This is a genomic window from Williamsia sp. DF01-3 (genome assembly GCF_023051145.1).
Taxonomy (GTDB): Bacteria; Actinomycetota; Actinomycetes; order Mycobacteriales; family Mycobacteriaceae; genus Williamsia.
Window position 1 is genome coordinate 3,331,366 of record NZ_JALKFS010000005.1, and the last position, 21,883, is coordinate 3,353,248.

At 64.4% G+C, this 21,883-nt stretch carries 25 protein-coding genes and 1 riboswitch; of the genes, 18 read left to right on the top strand and 7 right to left on the bottom strand.

Features of this window, described 5'->3' with window-relative positions:
• The first annotated feature begins 3 nt into the window (after positions 1 to 3).
• The 6 genes from MVA47_RS17795 to MVA47_RS17820 all read left to right on the top strand — a co-directional run bounded on the left by MVA47_RS17795 (position 4) and on the right by MVA47_RS17820 (position 4,706).
• Positions 4 to 732 (top strand): hypothetical protein, encoded by a 729-nt coding sequence (locus MVA47_RS17795; protein ID WP_247209008.1) that lies wholly within the window; start codon positions 4 to 6, stop codon positions 730 to 732.
• Positions 648 to 2,036 carry a recombinase family protein gene (locus MVA47_RS17800; RefSeq protein WP_247209012.1) on the top strand — a complete coding sequence of 463 codons (1,389 nt, stop codon included), beginning with the start codon at positions 648 to 650 and terminating at the stop codon, positions 2,034 to 2,036. The genes MVA47_RS17795 and MVA47_RS17800 overlap by 85 nt, the downstream gene beginning before the upstream one ends.
• 868 nt (positions 2,037 to 2,904) lie before the next feature.
• Positions 2,905 to 4,107, top strand: a complete 1,203-nt coding sequence (locus MVA47_RS17805; protein WP_247209014.1) for a DUF3631 domain-containing protein — start codon at positions 2,905 to 2,907, stop codon at positions 4,105 to 4,107.
• A 2-nt stretch (positions 4,108 to 4,109) separates the two neighbouring features.
• Positions 4,110 to 4,271 (top strand): hypothetical protein, encoded by a 162-nt coding sequence (locus MVA47_RS17810; RefSeq protein ID WP_247209016.1) that lies wholly within the window; start codon positions 4,110 to 4,112, stop codon positions 4,269 to 4,271.
• Positions 4,268 to 4,450 carry a hypothetical protein gene (locus MVA47_RS17815; RefSeq protein WP_247209018.1) on the top strand — a complete coding sequence of 61 codons (183 nt, stop codon included), beginning with the start codon at positions 4,268 to 4,270 and terminating at the stop codon, positions 4,448 to 4,450. Before MVA47_RS17810 ends, MVA47_RS17815 begins: the two co-directional genes overlap by 4 nt.
• Complete coding sequence (locus MVA47_RS17820; protein WP_247209019.1) at positions 4,443 to 4,706, top strand: hypothetical protein; 264 nt, start codon at positions 4,443 to 4,445, stop codon at positions 4,704 to 4,706. The genes MVA47_RS17815 and MVA47_RS17820 overlap by 8 nt, the downstream gene beginning before the upstream one ends.
• Before the next feature lie 394 nt (positions 4,707 to 5,100).
• Here MVA47_RS17820 and MVA47_RS17825 read toward each other — a convergent pair whose 3' ends face one another.
• Entirely contained in the window at positions 5,101 to 5,289 is a 189-nt protein-coding gene (locus MVA47_RS17825) for a hypothetical protein (protein WP_247209021.1), read from the bottom strand.
• 14 nt (positions 5,290 to 5,303) lie between these two features.
• Here MVA47_RS17825 and MVA47_RS17830 point away from each other — a divergent pair, with 14 nt between their 5' ends.
• From MVA47_RS17830 to MVA47_RS17865, 8 genes are all read left to right on the top strand, one after another.
• On the top strand, positions 5,304 to 6,770 hold the full coding sequence (locus tag MVA47_RS17830) for a terminase large subunit domain-containing protein (protein WP_247209022.1): 1,467 nt from the start codon (positions 5,304 to 5,306) through the stop codon (positions 6,768 to 6,770).
• Positions 6,767 to 8,098, top strand: a complete 1,332-nt coding sequence (locus MVA47_RS17835; RefSeq protein WP_247209024.1) for a phage portal protein — start codon at positions 6,767 to 6,769, stop codon at positions 8,096 to 8,098. Before MVA47_RS17830 ends, MVA47_RS17835 begins: the two co-directional genes overlap by 4 nt.
• Complete coding sequence (locus tag MVA47_RS17840; RefSeq protein ID WP_247211087.1) at positions 8,095 to 8,793, top strand: hypothetical protein; 699 nt, start codon at positions 8,095 to 8,097, stop codon at positions 8,791 to 8,793. Before MVA47_RS17835 ends, MVA47_RS17840 begins: the two co-directional genes overlap by 4 nt.
• Before the next feature lie 106 nt (positions 8,794 to 8,899).
• Positions 8,900 to 9,115, top strand: a complete 216-nt coding sequence (locus MVA47_RS27080) for a hypothetical protein (protein ID WP_308280567.1) — start codon at positions 8,900 to 8,902, stop codon at positions 9,113 to 9,115.
• 17 nt (positions 9,116 to 9,132) lie between these two features.
• Positions 9,133 to 9,306 (top strand): hypothetical protein, encoded by a 174-nt coding sequence (locus MVA47_RS17850; RefSeq protein ID WP_247209026.1) that lies wholly within the window; start codon positions 9,133 to 9,135, stop codon positions 9,304 to 9,306.
• Between the two features lie 127 nt (positions 9,307 to 9,433).
• On the top strand, positions 9,434 to 10,306 hold the full coding sequence (locus MVA47_RS17855; protein ID WP_247209027.1) for a phage major capsid protein: 873 nt from the start codon (positions 9,434 to 9,436) through the stop codon (positions 10,304 to 10,306).
• Entirely contained in the window at positions 10,306 to 10,623 is a 318-nt protein-coding gene (locus MVA47_RS17860) for a hypothetical protein (RefSeq protein ID WP_247209029.1), read from the top strand. The genes MVA47_RS17855 and MVA47_RS17860 overlap by 1 nt, the downstream gene beginning before the upstream one ends.
• A complete protein-coding gene (locus MVA47_RS17865; protein WP_247209030.1) occupies positions 10,620 to 10,931 on the top strand; it encodes a hypothetical protein in 312 nt (103 codons plus the stop codon). The genes MVA47_RS17860 and MVA47_RS17865 overlap by 4 nt, the downstream gene beginning before the upstream one ends.
• Here MVA47_RS17865 and MVA47_RS17870 read toward each other — a convergent pair.
• The gene (locus tag MVA47_RS17870) at positions 10,928 to 11,296 is read right to left on the bottom strand and encodes a hypothetical protein (RefSeq protein ID WP_247209032.1); all 369 of its coding nucleotides are present in this window, start codon (positions 11,294 to 11,296) and stop codon (positions 10,928 to 10,930) included. The two genes, MVA47_RS17865 and MVA47_RS17870, sit on opposite strands and share 4 nt — an antisense overlap.
• A gap of 35 nt (positions 11,297 to 11,331) precedes the next feature.
• Here MVA47_RS17870 and MVA47_RS17875 point away from each other — a divergent pair, with 35 nt between their 5' ends.
• The 4 genes from MVA47_RS17875 (at position 11,332) to MVA47_RS17890 (ending at position 15,893) form a co-directional block, all read left to right on the top strand.
• Positions 11,332 to 11,622: a hypothetical protein gene (locus MVA47_RS17875; RefSeq protein WP_374474249.1), complete on the top strand. Its 291-nt coding sequence runs from the start codon at positions 11,332 to 11,334 to the stop codon at positions 11,620 to 11,622.
• Positions 11,623 to 11,668: 46 nt separating this feature from the next.
• Complete coding sequence (locus MVA47_RS17880) at positions 11,669 to 13,852, top strand: malate synthase G (RefSeq protein WP_247209033.1); 2,184 nt, start codon at positions 11,669 to 11,671, stop codon at positions 13,850 to 13,852.
• Positions 13,853 to 13,952: 100 nt separating this feature from the next.
• Positions 13,953 to 14,555 carry a hypothetical protein gene (locus MVA47_RS17885; RefSeq protein ID WP_247209035.1) on the top strand — a complete coding sequence of 201 codons (603 nt, stop codon included), beginning with the start codon at positions 13,953 to 13,955 and terminating at the stop codon, positions 14,553 to 14,555.
• 165 nt (positions 14,556 to 14,720) lie between these two features.
• Positions 14,721 to 15,893: a substrate-binding domain-containing protein gene (locus tag MVA47_RS17890; protein ID WP_247209037.1), complete on the top strand. Its 1,173-nt coding sequence runs from the start codon at positions 14,721 to 14,723 to the stop codon at positions 15,891 to 15,893.
• Between the two features lie 13 nt (positions 15,894 to 15,906).
• Here MVA47_RS17890 and gcvP read toward each other — a convergent pair whose 3' ends face one another.
• The 5 genes from gcvP to garA form a co-directional block, all read right to left on the bottom strand.
• Positions 15,907 to 18,738, bottom strand: a complete 2,832-nt coding sequence (gcvP, locus tag MVA47_RS17895) for an aminomethyl-transferring glycine dehydrogenase (protein ID WP_247209039.1) — start codon at positions 18,736 to 18,738, stop codon at positions 15,907 to 15,909.
• A 191-nt stretch (positions 18,739 to 18,929) separates the two neighbouring features.
• A riboswitch (glycine riboswitch) is annotated at positions 18,930 to 19,023 on the bottom strand.
• A gap of 53 nt (positions 19,024 to 19,076) precedes the next feature.
• Positions 19,077 to 19,718, bottom strand: coding sequence for a MerR family transcriptional regulator (locus tag MVA47_RS17900; RefSeq protein WP_023958051.1), 642 nt, complete (start codon positions 19,716 to 19,718; stop codon positions 19,077 to 19,079).
• Positions 19,719 to 19,977: 259 nt separating this feature from the next.
• On the bottom strand, positions 19,978 to 20,493 hold the full coding sequence (locus MVA47_RS17905) for a bifunctional nuclease family protein (protein ID WP_030162603.1): 516 nt from the start codon (positions 20,491 to 20,493) through the stop codon (positions 19,978 to 19,980).
• Positions 20,494 to 20,591: 98 nt separating this feature from the next.
• The gene (locus tag MVA47_RS17910) at positions 20,592 to 21,281 is read right to left on the bottom strand and encodes a MerR family transcriptional regulator (protein WP_062798665.1); all 690 of its coding nucleotides are present in this window, start codon (positions 21,279 to 21,281) and stop codon (positions 20,592 to 20,594) included.
• A 35-nt stretch (positions 21,282 to 21,316) separates the two neighbouring features.
• Entirely contained in the window at positions 21,317 to 21,775 is a 459-nt protein-coding gene (gene garA, locus MVA47_RS17915) for a glycogen accumulation regulator GarA (protein WP_030162599.1), read from the bottom strand.
• Between the last annotated feature and the right edge of the window lie 108 nt (positions 21,776 to 21,883).

Sequence of the window (21,883 nt, forward strand, 5' to 3'; positions counted from 1 at the left end):
TTCGTGGCCGTTCAGTCCCCTGTCCAGGACTGGCAGGCCGCCGCACAGGCACATCGTGAGCGGGTCGACTCTCTGCTGAGCCGGCACCCGGCACGACTTCACGCCGCCACCGGGGGCGAGGTCCTTCATCCCGTGTGGGGATTTTTGTTCACCTACTACAGCTATCGCCCCGCACAATTGCGCCGCTGGCACCCCGGTTTCGGACACCCGATCAGCGGTTCCGCCGCTCGCCGCTACCTCGACTACTCCGGATACGCAGAGGTCGACGGGGTGGTCACCGTGGATCCACGCCACCTCGCCAAGCGACGCGAGACCGTCGAGTACGTGCACGACCTGCTGTCGGCAACCCGCGAACGCCCCGCTCGGCTGAACTGCTTCGGTCTGCACGAGTGGGCGATGGTGTTCGCCGCCCCCTCCGAGCAGATCAGGCACGCGGGCGTTCCCCTGCGACTGTCATCCGCCGACACCGACGCAGTGGTCCGTTCCCTGCCGCTTCGATGCACCCACTACGACGCGTACCGCTTCTTCACCGAACCCGCTCGGCCACTGAACCTGACGGTGCTCGACCGGACGACTCAACAGGACGCAGAACAACCAGGGTGCATCCATGCCGGAATGGAGCTGCTTATGCCGCTAAGATACATCTCGTGCGAGCAGCCGTCTACCTCCGACAATCCCTCGACCGTCATGGCGACGGCCTCGCAGTTGCGCGTCAACGCGACGACTGCCTAAAGCTCTGCTCTACCCGAGGGTGGACCTCGGTCGAGTACGTCGACAACGACACCTCTGCCAGTGTGGGCCGCCGCCCCTCCTACGAACGGATGCTTGATGACATCCGTGCCGGCAATGTCGACGCCGTCGTCGCCTGGGACCTAGACCGCCTACACCGCCGCCCGGTCGAACTCGAACACTTCATCATTCTGGCCGACGAGAAGGGCATTGCATTAGCGACCGTGGGTGGTGACGCCGACCTCTCGACAGACAATGGCCGTCTGTTCGCCCGCATCAAGGGCGCCGTCGCCCGCGCCGAAGTCGAACGAAAATCAGCCCGGCAGAAACGGGCAGGACTACAGCGTGCAGAATCCGGTAAAGCGTGGGGACCACGCGCCTTCGGCTACACAGAGAAAAACGACCAACTTATCGACACCGAATCCAACGCGGTGCGCGATGCCTACCGCGCTGTCCTCGCTGGCGCCTCGCTCGGCTCGATTGCCACCAAATGGAACGACGCCCAGATAGCCACCACAAAAGGCAACAAATGGCGTAGCGCGCAGGTGCGGCAACTGCTACTCAATCCCCGGTACGCGGGTTTGCGGTCCTACAACGGTGAGATCGTCGGCTCCGCGTCCTGGCCCGCCATCGTCCCCGAAGATGTCTGGCGCTCGGTGAACACGATGCTGCTCGATCCTGGCCGCCGAAGTGGCGCCACCCGCGGTCGCAAACACCTACTGACGGGTCTTGCGCTGTGCGGTGTCTGCCAATCCCCGCTCGGTTCCGGTATCGCCCAGAGCACAAGACAAACTGTCTATCGGTGCAAGGCGTGTCTGCGACTCTCCCGAAACCAGCGGTACGTCGACGAGGTGGTGGTCGCCGTCGTCGTCGGCAGGCTGTCCCAGCCCGACGCCATAGAACTAGCAATCGACGAGAAACGAGAGAACATCGGTGAGCTACGTGACCGGGCCGCGACACTTCGCGCCCGGCTCGACTCGATCGCTACCGACTTCGCAGACGGCGAACTCACCGCCTCGCAATTACGCACCGCAACGGCACGCATCAAAAATCAACTCGCGCAGGCGGAATCGGAAATGTTGAGCGCGAACCGGGCGCGCATATTCGATGGCATTATCGGTGTCAGCGATGTGGCGGAACGCTTCGCTGCACTCCCCCTCGACCGGCGCCGCGCCATCATCGACGCACTACTGACGGTGACCGTGATGCCCACCGGCCGCGGCCACCGGTTCGATCCCGCTACCGTAAAGACCGAATGGAAGAGCATCGGCGGCGTGTCGAGTGAAGATCCCGCACCACGCTGCTAAGGTGTCTATGACAGTTTTGAATGTCGAAAGCTAACCGAGGGAGATGGACCGAGCATCAATCTGGTTCCGCAAGCCGAGCTAGAAACGGCTTCCGTGCACAGATTGGGTTCGAGCCGCATGGCGCGTCCTGAAGGTCTCGATTAACGGCGAGTCCATTTTCATCAACAACCGCACGGTTGAAGATGGAGAGCCCCGCACGGGAGCCGAGCGCAGACAAGGTCCAGATGGCCTTTTCTGATGCTCGGCGTTCTTGTTTTTACAGGAGCCTGCCCCGTGTCCTCGCCTACGTTCACCTATCGCGCTAAAGTTGCCGGCCTCTCCCGTGACCGAGCCTCCGACGACCCCGAACTTGTCGATGCCCGGCGAGACCTCCGAGCCGCAAAGCTCGAAGCACATGTGCAAAAGGTCTTGGCCGACGCGCCACCGCTGACACCAGAACAGCGCGACCGTATCGCCACGCTTCTACAGGTTGGCGTCTCTTGAGCCCCGGAAATGGCGCCGCCCCCGGTCGGGCAACCGAGGGCGAGCAACAAGCCGACATCCATCACAACGTCTATTCGCATCCTACCGCCCTACACCGACGTTTCCTCGCAGCATCACGGGGTGTCCTCGAATGCGGCTGCGCAGACCCTTGGCTGTGCCGGTGCCTCGACGAACCCCGACCGCTGACCAATCACCGCCTCGACGCAATCCGCGACGCAGCACAACACCTACTGGGGGTTGGCATCTGCCCGGTTGTGTCGCCCGAAGCGGCCCGCATTCTGTGGCGAAGGGGTGGGGACGACCGACGCCTGCTCTCCGAGATCGCCAGCCGCAACGGCTTCCCGAGCGATCACAACCCCCTGCCCGACCGGACTGGTGGTGCCTGATGACTGAAACCTCTCCCGTCGGTTCCGTCGGTTCAACCGGTTCCGTCGGTTCAAACCGGCACCCCGTCGGTTCGGAACTTCTAACCGACGTACGGGCATGGCTCGACCGGTTCATCTGCTTCACCAACGAGCACGACGCCGACCTCCTGGCGCTGTGGATCGCACACACCCACGTCGCGAACGAGACCTACACCAGCCCCCGTCTCATCCTCGACTCACCGATGCCGAGCGCGGGCAAAACCACTGTGCTGGATCACATCTCACGCCTTGCGCACAATCCGATCCAAGCGGCTTCGCTGTCCTCTCCGGCCTTGCTCGTCAGGCTCATCGAGAAGGGCATCCGAACCATTTGCATCGATGAGGTGGACCGGTCGCTGGCACCCAATAAGCCCGGCGTCGAAGATCTGATCGCGATTATCAACTCCGGTTACCGCAAGGGCGCAACCCGGCCGGTCCTAGTGCCCAACAAGGGTGGCGGCTGGAACGTGAACGAAATGCCCACCTACAGCCCCGTCGTGATGGCCGGCAACGCGCCCGATCTACCAGACGACACACGGTCACGCTGCGTTCGCGTGCTCTTGATGCGGGACCTACACGGAATCGTCGAAGACTCCGATTGGGAGGACATCGAACCGGAGGCGCACGCCATCCGCGACCAGCTCCACATCTGGGCCGAACTCAACCGCGACAACATCCGTCTATCCCGGCCCACCCTCCCCGAGGGATGCATCGGACGGTCAAAGGAACGGTGGCGCCCTCTCAAGCGCGTTGCCGACGTAGCGGGCGGCACCTGGCCCAAGATCGTCGACAACCTCATCGAGCGCAGCCTCGAAGAAGACAGGTCCGAACGCGAGGACGGACTCATGCGAGAACCCGCCGCGATGGTTCTTATAAAAGACATAAGGACAACATGGGGCGAAAACGAGATCCACACCCCCTCGAAAACCATCGTCTCCAAGCTCATCACCCACAACCCCGACTACTGGGGACTGAGTTCCAACTACGGCAAGGCGCTCACCGTTCAGCGCATGGGCCGAATGATGGTCCAGTCGTTCAAGCTCAATTCCGAACGGCTCGGTGATGGCCCTCGCGGATACCGCCTCTCCAGCCTGCAACCGGTCTGGCGTCGGTTAGGTCTACCCCCTCTCTCAGAAACCGACGGGACTGACGGAACCGACGGAACCGACGGCGGTGCCTACTGACCGTGAGCCAGAAAGACCCCAACCGCCTCGCTCGCCGCCTCTGGTCCCTGGCCCACCGCGCCAGCAGAGGTCAGCTGACCCCCATCGAACGAGACACCCTGCACGCCTACCTCGACCACTACCAAGCCACCATCCGCGACGCCAACAAGGAGACCAAACCATGAGCAGCCTGCTCGACATCAGCCGCAAGGCAACACGCGCCCGCCTCCTCACCCTCGGCCGCAGCGCACACCGCATGACCCCAGACGAACTCGACCTCATGGACCGCCTGCTCGATGAGTACACCCGCAAGAGCCGAGCATGGCACCGCGCAGCACGAGAGCAGGACGAGACCAATGACTGACCACGACACCACCTCTCGCGACAGCATCGACACCTACCTCGCTGTCACTGCCCTCGTCCTCGAAGGACGGCGACACGACACCCTCAACCTCATCGGCTCACTCGAACCCGAAGAACAGATCGAGATGTGGATCGCAGGATGCTCCATCACCAGCGCGCTGTCACTGCACCTGGCCGGCACCCTCGGCATCCCAGCCCAGCGCGTACCCGCGTGGCTACGCGCCATGGCCGCCGACAACGGAGACACCAATGGCTAAGCCCTGCATCCGCTGCGGTGAACCCACCACCGACACCCGCTGCGCAGACTGCGCGTCGGCCAACCGAGCCCTGCACCGCACCGACGACCACAAGCTCACCACCGCCCAGCGCGGCTACGGCACACCGTGGGCCAAGCTGTCCCGGCGCGCACGACGGATGCAACCCTGGTGCCTCGACTGCGGCACCCGCGATGACCTCACCGTGGACCACACCCCCGAAGCATGGGCACGCTACGACGCTGGCAAACCCATCCGCATCACCGACGTCGAAGTCGTCTGCCGCTCCTGCAACTCCAAACGCGGCCCCGGACGTACCAGGGGGGTCACCCCTCCCGAGGGGGGCGTGACCGGACGGGGGGAGCCTCGGAGGGCGTTACACACCCCCAGGGGGTACCTACCAGACGTTGCCACCGGGCTTCGGGGCATCCTGGTCTCCGATGCGGAGCCACCCGATGGGCGAATAGGTCTCGGTCAGGCGGCCCTCGACGTAGATCCTGAGGACGCCGGAATCCGTGACCTTGTAGGAGTCGTCGCCGTCGTAGGTAACGACCTTGCTATTTGCGAACACAACACTGAATGCCATGGGGTGATCCAACCATGAGGGCGGGTCCGAAGGCTGCGGTGGACGACAGCCCCTTGCCCTGGGCGCCGCGGTCCGCGGGGTCGAAGCGGTTCGAGAAGTTCTGCGAGAAGTTCATCAAGGTACCCAAGGGCACGGGCGCGCTGAAGGCGCTGCGCCTGCGTGATTGGCAACGTGAGCTGGTCGGGTCGGTCGAGGACGCCGAGGTCCAACCCAGGACGGCGGGGTGGATGCTGCCGCGTGGTCAGGGCAAGTCGTCGCTGACAGCCGCCTACGGGCTCTACAAGTTCTTCGATGGTGGTGAGGGTGCGGTGGTGTGTGTGGTCGCGGTGGATGAGCGGCAGGCCGGCATCGTGTTCAACGTCGCCCGGCGCATGGTGGAGCTGGACGAGGAACTGTCGTCCCGGTGCCAGATCTTCAAAGAGCGTCTGTACATCCCGGCGACGGACAGCTACTTCCATTGCCTGCCTGCCGAGGCGAAGCGGCTCGAAGGGCTCGACTACACGCTCGCGATCCTCGATGAAGCGGGCGTGGCGAACCGGGACAGCTACGAGGTGCTGACCTTGGCGCAGGGTAAGCGGGAGCGCTCGACGCTGGTGTGTATCGGGACGCCCGGCCCGGACCCGAACAATCAGGTGTTGCGCGATCTTCGGGACTACGCCGACGATCACCCGAACGACACGTCACTGGTGTGGCGGGAGTTCTCCGCGGCAGGTTTCGAGGATCATCCGGTGGACTGCCAGCACTGCTGGGAGCTTGCCAACCCGGCGCTCGATGACTTTCTCCACCGTGACGCTTTGGTCGCTCTGCTGCCGCCGAAGACCCGTGAGGCTACGTTCCGGCGCGCTCGGTTGTGTCAGTTCGTCTCCGACACCACCGGTCAATTCCTACCCGCTGGTGCATGGGAAGCGCTCGCCACGGGCAAGCCGGTACCGAAGGGCACTGACGTTGTGCTTGCCCTCGATGGTTCGTTCTCCGATGACTCGACAGCGCTATTGGTGGCGACGGTGTCGACGGAACCTCATATGGACAAGGTGAGGGTGTGGCAGCGGCCGAACGGTGACGACACCTATCGGGTGCCGGTGGCCGAGGTCGAGCAGGAGATCCGCCTCGCCTGCCGCAAGTGGAATGTCGTGGAGATCATTGCTGACCCGTTCCGGTGGACGCGCACGTTGCAGATCCTCGAATCAGAGAAGCTGCCCGTGGTGGAGTTTCCGCACTCGCCGGCCCGTCTGACGGCTGCGACCGGCGACCTCTACAGCGCGGCTATCAACGCCCGAATGACCCACAGCGGTGACCGTCAGTTGGCCGAGCATGTCAACGCCGCGGTGATCGTGGAGGACGCCCGCGGCATCCGGTTGTCGAAGGGCTCGCGGCAACGGTCCGCCCGAAAAATCGACCTGGCTGCCTGCGCGGTCATGGCTCATAGTCGCGCCGTCTGGCGCGCATCCAAGAAGAAAAAACGAGCAAGGAGTTTCAAATGATCGCTGACCTGCGCACCACCCTCTTGCAAGCCATTGACGAACCGGTAGCGCGCTACGAGCTGCTGGACCGGTACTACCGGGGTGAACAGCCCCTAGCGTTCCTGGCACCCGAGGCGGCAAAGGCACTCGGCAACCGGTTCGGCCGGATGTCGAGCAACATTCCGCGGCTGGCGGTGACCTCGATTGCCGAGCGCCTACGGATCACTGGATTTACTGACGTCGACATCTGGGCCGACTGGCTGCGCAACGACCTCGACCAACTCGCACCCATCGCGCACCGTGAAGCCCTGTTGCTCGGTTGCAGCTATGTGGTGGTGTGGGCCGACGCCCAGGGGCGCCCGCAGGTGTCCATCGAATCGGCGCGGCAGATGTCGATGATTGTCGATCCCGGTACTCGCCGGCCTGTCGCGGCGTGCAAGCGGTGGACCACCGAAACTACAACAGAGGCAACGATATTCGAGGCGGACAAGATCACCCGCCTACGCGCCAATACGACCGGCGCCACAACGGCCGGATATGAGACGGTCGAAGTCCTCGACAACCCGCTCGGTGTCGTCCCGGTGGTGCGCCTGACTAACTCCGACCGCATCCTCGACGGCGGTGTCTCGGAGATCGCTGACCTGCTGCCTCTTGTCGATGGCCTCAACAAGGTACTTGCAGACATGATGGTCGGTTCGGAGTACTTCGCCCGGCCGCGCCGTTGGGCTACCGGCGTCGAGTTGGTCGAAGAGAAGAAGCTCGACGACGACGGTAACCCCGTGCTCGACGACGACGGCGAACCGATCTTCGAAGAGGTCAATCCTTACCCCGAAGAGAACCGATTCCTTCTGGCCGAAGAATCCGAGGCGAAGTTCGGTCAGCTCGAAGGGTCAGACCTGGCCGCCTACGAGTCGAGCGTGAACATCCTCATGTCTCAGATCATGGCCGTGTCTGCGCTGCCCGCGCACTACACCGGCATCCTGCAATCGGCGCCGTCGTCAGCCGATGCGCTGCGCGCCGCCGAGGCATCGCTCACCGCACGGGCCGAGGCCAAGCAAGCATTGTTCGGCCGGTCCTGGGAGCAGGTGGCCCGCTTGATTGTCGCGGTCCGTGACGGTGGGTCTGTGGAGGATGTCAGCCCCCGGGTGCAGTGGGCCGACGCCGCCACTCGCAGTGTCGCTCAGGAGGCCGACGCCGTCACCAAGTTGTTCGCCGCTGGTCTGCTGCCTGCCACCTACGCGCTGTCCCGGCTCGGCTACTCCGGTGACGAGATCCTCGACATCCGCACGGCGACCCGGCTCGAAGCACTCGACAAGGCGGGTACTGACATCACGGCGCTGACCCCGTGAACGCCTACGCCGAGCAAGTAGCTGCGCTCGCGAACTCGACCAACGAGACCGTCCAGGCGCTCTACCTCCGATTCCTCGCGGGTGAGATCACCGAAGACATGTTCGTTGCCCTGGCGACCACGGCACTGACGGTCGGTGACTCGAAGGCTGCCGCGCTCGCCGACGCGGGTGTGGTCGCGGCCCTGACCGTGATGACAGCCGAGGTGGTGCTACCGGTGGGCATCCCGGCACCGAAGCCGCCACCAAATCTGTTGCGGCAGATCATTGTTGACGCCTTGGCCGATGAGGAACCCAAGCGCGCACTCGAGACCGGCGCTCGTGGTCGCACGTTGGAGACCGCCCAGCACGCCTACAAGTCCGGCCTCGAATCGCACGAGGTCAAGTTCTGGACCCGCGCCCCGAACTCCGGCGCGTGCCCCGCCTGCCAGAACCTGGCCGGCCAAGTCATGCCGATCGACAAAGAAATGTGGACCCACAAAGGGTGCTCATGCACACAGAAACCAGCAAACGAACACCAAAAGGAGAAGTCCAGTGCCCGCAACCGAGACAACGCAAAACGAGCAGCAGCCACCCGCCGAGCCAACGACGCCGCCGACCCCGAGCAGTCAGCCGCCCGCCGATCAGCAGCAGCCCGAAGAGCAGCAGCCACCCGAGAGCAACGAGAACGGGAACGACGAGCAGGAGAACGAACCTGACACCTTCCCTCGCGAGTACGTCGAGAACCTGCGGCAGGAGAACGCCCGCTACCGCACCGAAGCCAAGACGGCCGAAACCCTCGGCGCCCGCCTGCACACCGAACTGGTGCGCGCTACCGGCAAGCTCGCTGACCCGACCGACCTACCGTTCAATGCTGAACACCTCGAAGATCCCGACGCATTGGCTGCCGCGGTCGACGCTCTGATCGAAGCAAAGCCGCACCTTAAAGCGCGCCGGTTTGTCGGTGACGTAGGGCAAGGTGGACGTGGCTCCGCAGAGGCGGGGGTAAACCTGCTCGGGATGCTGAACGCCCGAGCCTGACGAAAGGCTGCATAGCCATGGCAGACACGACCGGACTCGGGCAGGCGTACATCGACGCCCAGAAAGCGTTGCTCGACCGCGTTGTCGAGAGTTCGCACCACGACGTCGCCTTGCGGTACGCCGAAGCGTTCCGTGCACTTGTTGAGCACCCGCCGCGCAATGCCGATCCGCGCAAGTCCGTTTCGGACTAACGGCAACGATTGTCATCTGGCCTGCCACCTGCGATACTGGTGGCAGGCCAGATGCCATCTTCGTACGTAGTGAGCCAGGCGCTCAACGTGAAACCCGTTCATTCCGTTCACGTTTGGAGCACTCACAATGGCCAATTCCACGACCACAGCAAGCGAACTTACCGCTGAACAGGTGCAGACGATCCTTGTCCAGCCCCTCGAAGCGCAGTCCCAATTCCTCGCCGCCGGCCCCCGCGTCTTCGACAGCGCGAGCCAGATCCGCATTCCCAAGCTCGGCGGCCCCGTCACCGACCCCGGCTGGACCGGTGAAAATGAACAGATCCCCGAGCGGGACGCATCGTTCGATGAAGTGACACTGCTCCCATCAACCATGAAGTCGGTGAAGATCCTCACCCGCTACAGCAACGAACTGGCTCGGCAGTCTGTCGTCGCCCTCGACGCCGCCCTGCAACAGCGGCTAGTCAAGGATGTCGCCGACAAGCTGGACACCCAGTTCTTCTCCGCCTCCGGCGATGGCATCACCACCCCTAAGGGCATGTTCGGTTGGGCCGGTACACAGACGGTCGCCGCAGTCGGGGCCATCACACTCGACGCCCTGATCGATGCTTGGGGTAAGGCGCTGTCCGCCAACGTGAACCTCGCTGCGCTCAAGTGGGTAATGACCCCGCGGGAGTTCATCAAGATCCGCAAGCTCAAAGACGGCCAGAACCGCTACCAGCTTCAGCCCGACCCCACCCAACCGGGCGGATTCACCCTGTTCGGTTCCCCGGTCATCGTCACCGCACGTGTACCGGACACCACCGGTGGCACCCCGACCGGCCGAGCCGCGCTGGTCGACTTCTCGCAGATCGCGGTCGCCCGCGACATGGCGCCCTCGGTGAAGATCCTTGATCAGACCTTCGGCGACTATGACCAGCAGGCCATCCGCGTGGTGGCCCGCTACGACCTCGCACCACTGAACCCCGAGGCGGTCGTCGTCCTCTCAGGCATCACCATCTGATGACAGTGACCCCGCAGGACGTGGCCAACCTGCTCGGCCGTGGCGATGAGGATGACCTCGTCGACTTGGCCGAGCAGGTGCTACCGATTGTCACCGCCCAGGTGCGCGCCTACACCCGCGATCGCGGATTCTCCGGTGACCAGCCATCCGCCGACCTCGCGGCCGTGGTGCTCACCTCGGCGGCCCGGCTCGCCGCCAACCCCGAGAACCTGCGCGCCGAGGCTATTGGCGACTACAACGCGCAGCGGCAAGTCAACGACGGGTGGACGCTGACCGAGTTGGCGATCCTCAACCGGCACCGCAGGCGCGCACGATGAGCACCATCGCCAAGCGGCTGCTACCGCATCGGGTGACCTACCGGCCTCTGACCGGGTCGGGCGCGTACGGCGACAACTTCGGAGACCCAGTGACCGACGTGCCCTGCCGCATCCAGTTTCAAAACAGAATCGTCAGAGACGCCCAGGGAAACGAAGTAGTCGCATCGTGCACGATCTACTTCCGCCCGCAGGACGCACCTACGCTCGGCTCGATGGTCGAGCTACCTGACGGCGAACGCCCGATCATCGCCCGCGCCGAGATGACCGGCTCACGGCACGGCCATCACGTCGTCGTAGATATCACCTAGAGAATCGGTTTGCCGAGGCGGTTGTGGAGCATGTCATCTTCAAGTTGGTCCCGATTGGGGTAGGTCTCGGAGAAGATCATCGCGTGCCGGGTGCGTTCGCCACACTGGTCGCAAGAGGCCAAACACACCATCCGGTCGTACACCGACGACATCGAACGCAGGTGCGCAGGCTTCCGCTGCTGATGGCTCCAGTGGCCTCGCAGGTCGCCCCACCCGGCCGGCACATCGCCAGTAGGCGAGTATCCATTCGTCGGCATGAAGTCACTCGGTGTTCCGTTGTAGCGTTTGCGGTTCAGGTGGCGCAGCAATCCGCAGACACAGCACAGAGCCCGCAAATGACGAGCAGGGTCGTATTGTTCTCTCATGGCTCAATCCTCCGATGTGTGTTAGCTGCTTGTGCATGGATCTGTACAAGTGGGCGTTCAAGCTGTCGCCGCTGATACCTTCCGAGCTCGTCGTGGATGCATTCGAGATGGCACTGCGCTTCCGCGAGCTCGACATGCGGGCAAGTCCCTATGACCTGGCGGCGTTCGGATTCGAACCCATCGCAATCGAAGAAGCAGCTGGGCGTAGCGAATACGTCCGGGCGCAGTCGGTCCTGACCCATCACGCCCAGATCGTCCGTGCCCGGCTCATCGACCGATGCAGTGCGCTGCTGACCGGCCAAGAGCCCCTTCCTACCCATGAGTAACATAGAGGTCGAAATTGACCTGGATCGAAAGAAAGTGAGGCCGGTTATGGCTCAGCGCGTCACCGTCGACGGCGGCTTGCAGGTTGCGTCCGTTCTTTACGACTTCATCAACAACGAGGCGTTGCCCGGCACCGGCGTAGACCAGGATGCGTTCTGGGCAGGTGCTGCGGCGGTCATCACCGACCTCACCCCACGCAACCGTGAGCTGCTCGCCATCCGCGACGACCTTCAGGCCAAGGTCGACCAGTGGCACCGCGACAACCCGGTCTCAGACCCCGCTTCGTTCGATTCCGACGCCTACAAGGCGTTCCTGACCGACATCGGTTACCTCGCCCCGGTCCCCGACGATTTCCAGATCACCACCTCAGGTGTGGATGACGAGATCACCAGCACCGCCGGACCGCAGCTGGTGGTGCCCATCCTCAACGCCCGGTTTGCCCTGAACGCGTCGAACGCCCGATGGGGATCGCTCTACGACGCGCTGTACGGGACCGACGTCATCCCCGAGTCCGACGGCGCCGAGAAGGGCAAGTCGTACAACAAGGTTCGCGGCGACAAGGTCATCGCGTTCGCCAAGGATTTCCTCGACACGGCCGCACCCCTGGAGTCCGGCAAGCACGCCGACGCCACCGGTTACGCCGTCGTCGACCAGCAGGTGCAGGTCACCCTCTCCGGTGGTTCCACCACCGGCTTCGCCGATCCCGCCGCGTTCGCCGGATACTCCGGTGACACAGCTGCTCCCAGCGGTATCCTGGTGCGCCACAACGGACTTCATCTGGAGATCCAGATCGACGCGGACTCCCCCATCGGGTCGACAGACCCGGCCGGGGTCAAAGATGTGCTGGTCGAGTCCGCGGTCACCACGATCATGGACTTCGAGGATTCGGTCGCCGCTGTCGACGCCGAGGACAAGGTCACCGGCTACCGCAACTGGCTCGGCCTGAACAAGGGCGACCTGGCCGAAGAGGTCACCAAGGGCGGTAAGACCTTCACCCGCGTGCTCAATCCCGACCGCACCTACACCGCCCCTGACGGGTCGGAATTGACCCTGCACGGGCGGTCGCTGCTGTTCGTGCGCAACGTCGGTCACCTGATGACCAACGACGCGATCATCGCCGCCGACGGCAGCGAGGTCCCCGAGGGCATCCTCGATGCGCTGTTCACCTCGTTGATCGGTAGCCACGGCCTCAAAGCCGACGGGCTGCAGAACTCGCGGACCGGTTCGATCTACATCGTGAAGCCGAAGATGCACGGCCCGGACGAGGTCGCCTTCACGGTCGAGTTGTTCGGCCGGGTCGAGCAGGTCCTGGGGTTGCCCACCGGCACGCTCAAGGTCGGGATCATGGACGAGGAACGCCGCACCACGGTGAACCTCAAGGCCTGCATCAAAGCAGCTGCCGACCGGGTTGTGTTCATCAACACCGGTTTCCTCGACCGCACCGGCGACGAAATCCACACCTCGATGGAAGCCGGAGCCGTCGTCCGCAAGGCAGAGATGAAGGCGCAGACCTGGATCAAGGCCTACGAAGACTTCAACGTCGACACCGGCCTGCACGCGGGGCTGCAGCACAAAGCGCAGATCGGCAAGGGCATGTGGGCCATGCCCGACCTGATGGCCGACATGCTCGAGCAGAAGATCGGTCACCCCAAGGCCGGCGCGAACACCGCATGGGTGCCCTCGCCCACCGCCGCGACCCTGCACGCGCTGCACTACCACCAGATCGACGTGTTCGAACGCCAGAACGAGATCGCCAAACGCGATCCGGCGTCGGTCGAGGACATCCTCACCATCCCCCTCGCTCCCCGCACCGACTGGAGCGACGAGGAAAAGCGTGAAGAACTCGACAACAACTGCCAGTCCATCCTCGGTTACGTGGTGCGGTGGATCGATCACGGCGTCGGTTGTTCCAAGGTGCCCGACATCCACGACGTCGCGTTGATGGAAGACCGTGCGACACTTCGGATCTCGAGCCAACTACTGGCCAACTGGCTCCGCCATGGCATCGTGTCCGAAGCAGACGTCGTCGCAGCTCTCGAGCGGATGGCACCGGTGGTCGACAAGCAGAACGCCGGCGACCCGACCTACCGGCCGATGGCCGCCGACTTCGAGGCTTCCATCGCCTTCCAGGCCGCCAAAGAACTCATCCTCGAAGGCGGCCGGCAACCCAACGGCTACACCGAGCCGATCCTGCACCGGCGTCGACGCGAGTTCAAGGCCGCCAACGCCTGACCTGCGAAGCGCGGCGCAGGGCGTCGTCGTCTGATAATTTCCTTGTGGCCCGGGCACTGTGCTCGGGCCACAAGGCATTTCTCACCGAAAGTCGAGCACCGTGCTTTCTGACGTCCGTAAATTCGCCCTGGTCGCCGTTGCCGCGGCCGCCCTCTCCTTGTCGGCCGTCGGCTGCAGCAGCGACGAGACCGGAACGGCCACAACTGCTTCGAGTTCTGCGCAGGCGTCCTCCGCAGACCCTTTGGAGACGGCCGAGTCTCCCTCTGCAACACCGGAGGACAGCGGTGAGATCACCGAGATCGACGCCAAGGTCGGCGACTGCGTGAACCTCACCGGCACGATGCTCGACGCCGAGATCGCCCCAGCAACCTGCGGTGCCGTCGACTCTCACTACACCGTCGTGGCGAAGGTCGCCGACGAGAACAGCTGCCCGTCGGACGTCGATCAGACGTATTACGAAGAGCTGAACGGCTCCACGACCGGGGTGCTCTGCCTCGACATCGACTGGGTTGTCGGCAAGTGCTTCGAGATGGGCACCGCGTCGGACAGCACCGTCCAGGTGCCCTGTACCGGGTCCACCGGCGAGCGCATCCTGGCGGTCCTGCCCAACACCGTGGACGAGACCGACTGCCCAGCACAGACAGAGACCTACTACACCTACGACGAACGCAAGAAGATCGTCTGCACCGTCGCACTGTCCTGACCTGGGTTCGTGCCGATGCCGTCGGCGCGGGCGGCTCCACCACCAGGAGATACGACCGCATAGAATGCGCAGCACAAGTCAGTCGGCAACCCGGTGGAGCTGTGACCAGCCAGTCGCCGAAGCTGTAGGTTGCGGTGGACATGAACTTCGTGGATTGAGGTGTGCGTGGGCGAGCATCGCAGGGCCGGTGGCAGACGCGGTGTCAGCCGCGGCCTTCTTGTACTGGCTGTCGCAGTGGTCGTCGTCGTCGCGCTCGGATTCCTATGGGTTCTGTTGGGCGACCGGATCAACGAGCAGGGCAAGGATGCGGCCGCTCGCTGCGTCGAGGGCGACCTCTCGGTGTCGATCGTCAGCGACCCCGGTCTCGCGGTTCCTCTCAAGGCCGTCGCGGACAAGTACAACAAGACGCGTCCCACCGAACGCGACCGTTGCATCACGATCGAGGTTCGCCCAGGCGATGCCAAGGTCACACTGGACGGTCTCACCGGGGACTGGGACACCGCGTCGCGGGGCCAATTCCCGGCCGCGTGGATTCCGCAGTCGTCGGTGTGGAGTTCACAACTCATCGCGGCCCGGCCGGATGTGGTCGACGGATTGCCGTCGTCACTCGTGACCAGTCCGGTGGTCCTGGCGATACCGGCTGCAGCCGCCGAGGCCATGGACGGCGATGTCGGCTGGATCGAGTTGCCGACTCTGCAGCGCTCGGCCAAGGCGATGGATGACCTCGGACTCCGCGGCTGGGGTGAACTCAGGATGGCGATGCCCGTAGGCCCGCAATCGGACGCGACGATGCTGGCGGCCCAGGCCATCGCCACCGAGGTGTCGCGCACACCCAGCGGACCGTTGTCTCCGGAAGACGCTGCCTCCCCACTTGTCTCGTCAACGCTCCGCGCGATGCTCGCCTCAGCGCCGGCGACGGATCTGGGATCGTCCGAGAGCGGGGTGCGGGCACTGCAGCAGCAAGCCGATCCCGCGACCGGCAGCATCCATGCCGTACCGGTCACCGAACAGCAGCTGTATGCGATCACCAAGGACGACGCCAATTCTGCTGTGGTGGCACTGTTCCCGTCCGGGCCGACCCCTATGGCCGACTTCCCGGTGGTCGAGATGACCGGTGATCAGGTGGACGCGGCACAACGAGACGCCGTCGGCGCCTTCATCGACTACGTCCACGACCCCGAACAGATCTCGACCATCACCTCACTGGGTTTCCGCGGCGCAGGTCAGCTGCCGCCGGCAACCTCGACAGTGACGTTCCCCGTGACGCCGACACCCATGCCGATGCCGTCGCCCGAGGCACAGAACGCGATCACCGAGGTGCTCACCCGGCGCAGCTGAACCCCACCCGGGTTCAGGCGAACGCCTCGATCGGCGGGCAACTGCAGACCAGATTGCGGTCGCCGAACGCGCCGTCGATACGCCGCACCGCGGGCCACACCTTCGCTCGGGCACCGGCCGACGGCAGTCCGTTCGGGTACACGGCGACCAGTCGGTCATAGCTGTGCTCCCAGTCCCCGACGAGACACTCGGCGGTGTGCGGGGCACCTTGCAGGGGGTTGTCGTCGGCCGGCCACTGACCGTCCGCCACTTTGTCGATCTCCGCGCGAATCGAGATCATCGCGTCGCAGAATGCCTCGATCTCGTCGAGGTTCTCGCTCTCGGTGGGCTCGATCATCAGCGTTCCGGCGACCGGGAAGCTCATCGTCGGAGCGTGGAAGCCGTAATCGGCCAGACGTTTTGCGACGTCGTCCACTGTCACGCCGGTGCTCTTGGTGATCGGTCGCAGGTCGATGATGCACTCGTGCGCCACCCGATTGCCCGCGCCGGTGTACAGCACGGGGTACGAGTCGTTCAGCCGGGCAGCGATGTAGTTGGCGGAGGCGATCGCCGTGAGCGTTGCCTCCCGCAATCCCTCGGCTCCCATCATCCGGATGTATGCGTAGGTGATCGGCAGGATCGACGCCGAGCCGTAGGGCGCACCCGAGATGGTGAGATCGCCAGGCAGCTCATCAGCCAGTGGATGTCCCGGCAGGAACGGCGCGAGGTGCTCGCGCACTCCGATCGGGCCGACGCCGGGCCCGCCGCCTCCGTGCGGGATGCAGAACGTCTTGTGCAGGTTCAGGTGGCTGACGTCTCCACCGAAGCGCCCTGGGCGAGCCACTCCCACCAGTGCGTTGAGATTGGCGCCGTCGACGTAGACCTGGCCGCCTGCGTCGTGCACCGCGGCGCAGATGTCACCGACCTCGTCCTCGAAGACACCGTGGGTCGAGGGATAGGTGAGCATGATCGCTGCCAGATCGGCGGCGTTGGCGTCCACCTTGGCGCGTAGGTCGTCGACATCCACATCGCCGTTGTCGCGGCAGGACACCACGACCACCCGCATGCCCGCCATGACCGCGGATGCTGCGTTGGTCCCGTGGGCACTCGACGGGATGAGGCAGATCGTGCGGTTCAAGTCACCACGGCTGCGGTGGTATTCGCGAATGGCCAACAGCCCGGCATATTCGCCCTGAGACCCCGCGTTGGGCTGGACGCTGACCCGGTCGTAGCCGGTGATCGCGACGAGCCAGTCCTCGAGCGAAGCGATGATCTTGCGCATTCCGAGTACGTCACCTGCCGGAGCAAAGGGATGCAGCCGGGAGATGGTCGGCCAGGTGATGGCTTCCATCTCGGCGGCGGCGTTCAACTTCATCGTGCACGAGCCGAGTGGGATCATGCTCCGATCCAGTGCGATGTCCTTGTCGGCAAGACTCCGCAGGTACCGCATCATCGCGGTTTCGGTGCGGTACCTGTTGAACGCCGGATGGGTCAGGTATTCGCTTGTGCGGCTGTCGATCTCAGGCCAGTCTTTGGCGGCGTTCGAGGCGTCGACCCCAAAAGCGTCGCGGACCGCGGACACGTGGTCCGCGGTGGTGGCCTCATCGCAGGCGATCGCGACATGGTCATCGTCCACCAGTCGGAGGTTGATGCCACGTTCCTTGGCTGCGGCGACGACGCCGGCGGCCCGCCCCGGCACAGAGGTCAGCACGGTGTCGAAGAAGTTGTCGTGCACCACCTCGACTCCACCGGACCGCAGCGCCGCCGCAAGTGTGCGGGCATGCCCGTGCACCCGGCTCGCGATGGCGCGGAGGCCGTCGGCTCCGTGGTAGCTGGCGTACATCGCGGCGATGATCGCGAGCAGCACCTGCGCGGTGCAGATGTTGCTGGTCGCCTTCTCTCGTCGGATGTGCTGCTCACGGGTCTGCAGAGACAACCGGTAGGCGAGGTTGCCGTCGGCGTCCTTCGAGACACCGACGAGGCGACCCGGCAATTGCCGGGCGTGTTTGGCGTGGACTGCCAGGTAACCGGCATGGGGTCCACCGAAGCCCATGGGCACCCCGAAGCGTTGGGTGGTCCCGAAACACACGTCGGCGCCCAGCTCGCCGGGCGCAGAGATCAACGTGAGGGCCAGCAGGTCGGCGCCGACGGCGACCAGCGCACCGCGCTCGTGTGCCGCCTCGATGAGCGGCGTGCAGTCGATGACCCGGCCTGACGCTGCCGGAGTCTGCAGCAGGATGCCGAAGAAGTCTCCGTCGGGAAGTCCTTGCGAGAGGTCGGTGGTGACGACTTCGATCCCCAGTGGTTCGGCGCGGGTGGCGATCACCGCTGCCGTCTGCGGGAAGACGTCGCTGTCGACGACAAACCGGGGCGACTTGCTCTTGCCGGCCCGGCGCAGGAGGGTCATGGCCTCGGCGGCCGCAGTCGATTCGTCGAGCATCGACGCATTGGCCACCTCCATGCCGGTCAGGTCCGACACCATCGTCTGGAAGTTGAGCAGGGCTTCGAGGCGGCCTTGACTGATCTCGGGCTGGTAAGGGGTGTAGGCGGTGTACCACGCCGGGTTCTCGAGGATGTTGCGGACGAGGACAGGCGGGGTGAGGGTGTCGTAGTAGCCGAGGCCGATCATCGACGTCGCGACGGTGTTCTCGGCTGCGAGTGCAGCGAGTTCGGCGAGCACTTCGTGTTCGGATGCCGCAGGCGGCAGTGCTTCCAGACCGTTGTCCTGCGGGCCGTCGAGAATGCCTGCAGGCACCACTTGCCGGGCCAGGTCGTCGAGCGAGTCGGCGCCGATGAGCGAGAGGATTCGGCCGAGCTCGCTGTTGTCAGGACCGATGTGGCGATGAGTGAAGGAAGAGCCGGTCATGGTGGGACCTCCGCAGCGGTCACCCCAAGGGGCGACCACAGGTTGTGCCGACCGAAGCCGGACGCCGGTCCTCCCCCTCTGTCCTATCCACGCTCCCCGAGGGACCGGTGGACGCCTGAGAGATTCAGCCACAAAAGATGCGGCCTTTCACCATGGGCGGACGGCTGATGCCGCCACTCTCCAGAGACGCCGACGACGACACGGTCCTGGGTGCCTGAGAGTTTGACGGAGAGGTGTTGCTCCTTCGGCGGTCACACTGCTGTGACGCTCTCCCGGGTCGCTGCGACGCGGGTTCAGTCTAGACCGACGTCGGCAGACATTGCCGCAGGGGCGATGTTCTAGCCTGTGCGGCGAGCCCGGCTCTTGCGGCGCGAGGCCAGCTCGTCCTCGGGAGCGGCTTCGGTGACCCCGCCGTCAGCACGCTCGGCCGGGAAGTCGGCGATGGTTCCGCTCAGTTCACGCATGGCACCGCTGACCGCGATCCCGAAAACACCCTGACCGCCCTGTAGGAGGTCGACGACTTCCTCGGCGGACGTGCACTCGTACACGGTCGTCCCGTCGGAGAACAGGGTGATGCGCGCCAGGTCTTCGACCCCGCGCTTGCGAAGGTGATCAACGGCCACGCGGATGTTCTGCAGCGAAATGCCCGTGTCCAGAAGTCGCTTGACGATCTTCAGGACCAGGATGTCCTTGAAGGAATAGAGCCGCTGGCTGCCGGAGCCTGCGGCGCCGCGGATGGACGGGACGACCAGCGACGTGCGGGCCCAGTAGTCGAGCTGGCGGTAGGTGATACCCGCGATCTGGCACGCGCTGGGCACTCGGTAGCCGACGAGTTCGTCGGGCACGGTGTCGTTGGGGAACAGTCCCGGGATGATGTCGTCCAACGACCCCTGCGACGGTCGGTCGATCCGGTGGGCATTCTCCCCTTGGGCAGTCTCCCCCACATGGGCAGTTTCACCGTCGTGTGGCTGATCGCCCACTGGGATCTCCTCGCGTGCTCTGTCGGTGACCGTCCGAGCGACGTCTTGGCGCCGACGGGCCCAAGTTTACGCGCTCTGACTGGTCAAAATCACATCACCGCAATTTTCACGGCCTGGGACTGACCGTAGGTCCAGGAGGGGCGCCGATCAACGCGACTCGCCCTAACCCTGAACCTAAACTCGAGCTTTAGACGATTCGTGACCCCACGGTTTCCGTTCTGTGATCCAAGCCGACTGCGTCATCGTCAGAACGGAAGGCTCACGCGCCTCCGGTGGCCTTGAAGTCGTCCGGAGACACCGAGTCGAGGAACTCCTTGAACTTCTCCACCTCGTCCTCTTTGACCTCGCCTGCCGATTCGTCGTCGGCGTCGTCGCTGTCGTCATCGGGCATCAGCAGCCCGGCTTCGGCGAGTACGGACTCCTCCGCGTAGATCGGCACTTCTGCCCGCATCGCGATCGCGATGGAATCGGAGGGCCGGGCGGAGATGCGCAGATCCCCGGCGAACACCAGGTCTGCGTAGAAGGTGCCCTCTTGCATGTCGACGATGCGGACTTCGACCAGTTCATGACCGAGTGCATTGATCAGGTTGACGATCAAGTCGTGCGTCAGCGGTCGGGGCGGCTCGATACCCTTCTGTCGCAAGGCAATCGAGGCAGCTTCGCTCTGCCCGATCCAGATGGGCAGGAAGCGCTCACCACTGGTCTCCTGCAGGAGCAGGACCGGCTGGCTCTGCGGCGGTTCGACCCGGATACCTACAACGCGCATTTCACTCATGCGATCGGCCCTCCCAACGCTTGTGTGGGCGAATGCTGCACCGCCATCAATCCTATGGCAAGTGAGGCCGTGCGACGACCGAGAAAACCAAGAGTGGCTCAGTCGAGCACTTCGCGGACGGCCTGCTTGACCAATTGGGTGTGCAGTGTCACCGACAGGGCGGCGATCTCTCGCACCATCTCCTCGGCCCGGTCGCGGGCCCCGGTGCCCTTGCCCTTGGCGATGGGTCCGGCGATCTGCGCGACCAGACCCGCTTCGCGTTCCGCCGAAACCTTGAATGCCCGCAGATGCCGAGCCTGGAGACCGAAGTTCGCCAGGGCTGCTGCTGCAGCGACCAGCCTTACCGCATCCTCATCGAAGAAACCACGAGGACCCGGCACGAGCAGACCGTTGTCGCACAGTTCGGTGACAAAAGCCGAGTCGACCCCGGTGCGCTCGAGGAGGGTGTCACGGCTGAGCCGGCCACCACCACCCTGCGAGAAGTCGGTGGCCGGCGCCACCCAGTTCTTGGCGGAAGACAGCAGTCGGGGCCCGGCCTGTGTATCGGACTGAGCGCCACGATCGATCTCGTCGAGTTGTTCTTTGATCACCTTGAGCGGGAGGTAACGATCGCGCTGAGCAGTCAGCACGAACCGCAGCCGCTCGCAGTCTGCCCGACTGAATCGTCGGTAACCCGATGGCGACCGCTCGGGTGTGATCAGACCTTCCGATTCGAGAAACCGGATCTTCGAGATGGTGACATCCGGGAATTCGCCGCGCAGCTGATCGAGGACCGAGCCGATTGACATCGATCCTTCAGATTGCTGCCCCGCCGACGGAGAGGTCACGCGTTCGAGGAACCTTCGTCACCACTGGGGCCGGTCAGGAAGACGAGGCGGAACTTGCCGATCTGCACCTCGTCGCCGTTGGCGAGAACGGCGGAATCGACCGGCTCGCGGTTGACGTAGGTGCCGTTGAGGCTGCCCACATCCACCACCTGGAAGTCGTTGTCGCCCAAGCGGAACTCAGCGTGACGGCGACTGACCGTCACGTCGTCGAGGAAGATGTCGCTGTCGGGATGCCGACCGGCCGAGGTGGTGGCCTGGTCGAGCAGAAAACGAGAACCGGCGTTGGGGCCGCGTTTGACGACGAGCAGCGCGGTGCCTGCGGAGAGCCGCTCGACGCCGCTGTCGGCCGATACGGTGGCGGATCCTCCGGTCGACTCCATCTCTTTGATGAAATCGGCCCGGAAGACCGAAGTGGTCTCTACCGGAGCCTCGATGTCCTTCTCGTTGTCGCTCACCAATTCTCCTTCTTCGTAATTGTCCCCGCGGCCCGGAAGGGGGCCAAGTCGTTCCACGGCATTTCGGCGGTCGATCGCTCACACGCCGGATTCGTCCTCATCAAGTGG

Bases quoted from the DNA above. Each gene is read 5' to 3' on its own strand.
- MVA47_RS17905 (WP_030162603.1), bottom strand. From the start codon at position 20,493: ATGAGTGAAATGCGCGTTGTAGGTATCCGGGTCGAACCGCCGCAGAGC.
- MVA47_RS17875 (WP_374474249.1), top strand. From the start codon at position 11,332: ATGGATCTGTACAAGTGGGCGTTCAAGCTGTCGCCGCTGATACCTTCC.
- MVA47_RS17850 (WP_247209026.1), top strand. From the start codon at position 9,133: ATGGCAGACACGACCGGACTCGGGCAGGCGTACATCGACGCCCAGAAA.
- MVA47_RS17820 (WP_247209019.1), top strand. From the start codon at position 4,443: ATGACTGACCACGACACCACCTCTCGCGACAGCATCGACACCTACCTC.
- MVA47_RS17835 (WP_247209024.1), top strand. From the start codon at position 6,767: ATGATCGCTGACCTGCGCACCACCCTCTTGCAAGCCATTGACGAACCG.
- MVA47_RS17880 (WP_247209033.1), top strand. From the start codon at position 11,669: ATGGCTCAGCGCGTCACCGTCGACGGCGGCTTGCAGGTTGCGTCCGTT.
- MVA47_RS17910 (WP_062798665.1), bottom strand. From the start codon at position 21,281: ATGTCAATCGGCTCGGTCCTCGATCAGCTGCGCGGCGAATTCCCGGAT.
- MVA47_RS17805 (WP_247209014.1), top strand. From the start codon at position 2,905: ATGACTGAAACCTCTCCCGTCGGTTCCGTCGGTTCAACCGGTTCCGTC.
- MVA47_RS17825 (WP_247209021.1), bottom strand. From the start codon at position 5,289: ATGGCATTCAGTGTTGTGTTCGCAAATAGCAAGGTCGTTACCTACGAC.
- MVA47_RS17865 (WP_247209030.1), top strand. From the start codon at position 10,620: ATGAGCACCATCGCCAAGCGGCTGCTACCGCATCGGGTGACCTACCGG.
- MVA47_RS17855 (WP_247209027.1), top strand. From the start codon at position 9,434: ATGGCCAATTCCACGACCACAGCAAGCGAACTTACCGCTGAACAGGTG.
- gcvP (WP_247209039.1), bottom strand. From the start codon at position 18,738: ATGACCGGCTCTTCCTTCACTCATCGCCACATCGGTCCTGACAACAGC.
- MVA47_RS17870 (WP_247209032.1), bottom strand. From the start codon at position 11,296: ATGAGAGAACAATACGACCCTGCTCGTCATTTGCGGGCTCTGTGCTGT.
- MVA47_RS17815 (WP_247209018.1), top strand. From the start codon at position 4,268: ATGAGCAGCCTGCTCGACATCAGCCGCAAGGCAACACGCGCCCGCCTC.
- MVA47_RS17860 (WP_247209029.1), top strand. From the start codon at position 10,306: ATGACAGTGACCCCGCAGGACGTGGCCAACCTGCTCGGCCGTGGCGAT.
- MVA47_RS17830 (WP_247209022.1), top strand. From the start codon at position 5,304: ATGAGGGCGGGTCCGAAGGCTGCGGTGGACGACAGCCCCTTGCCCTGG.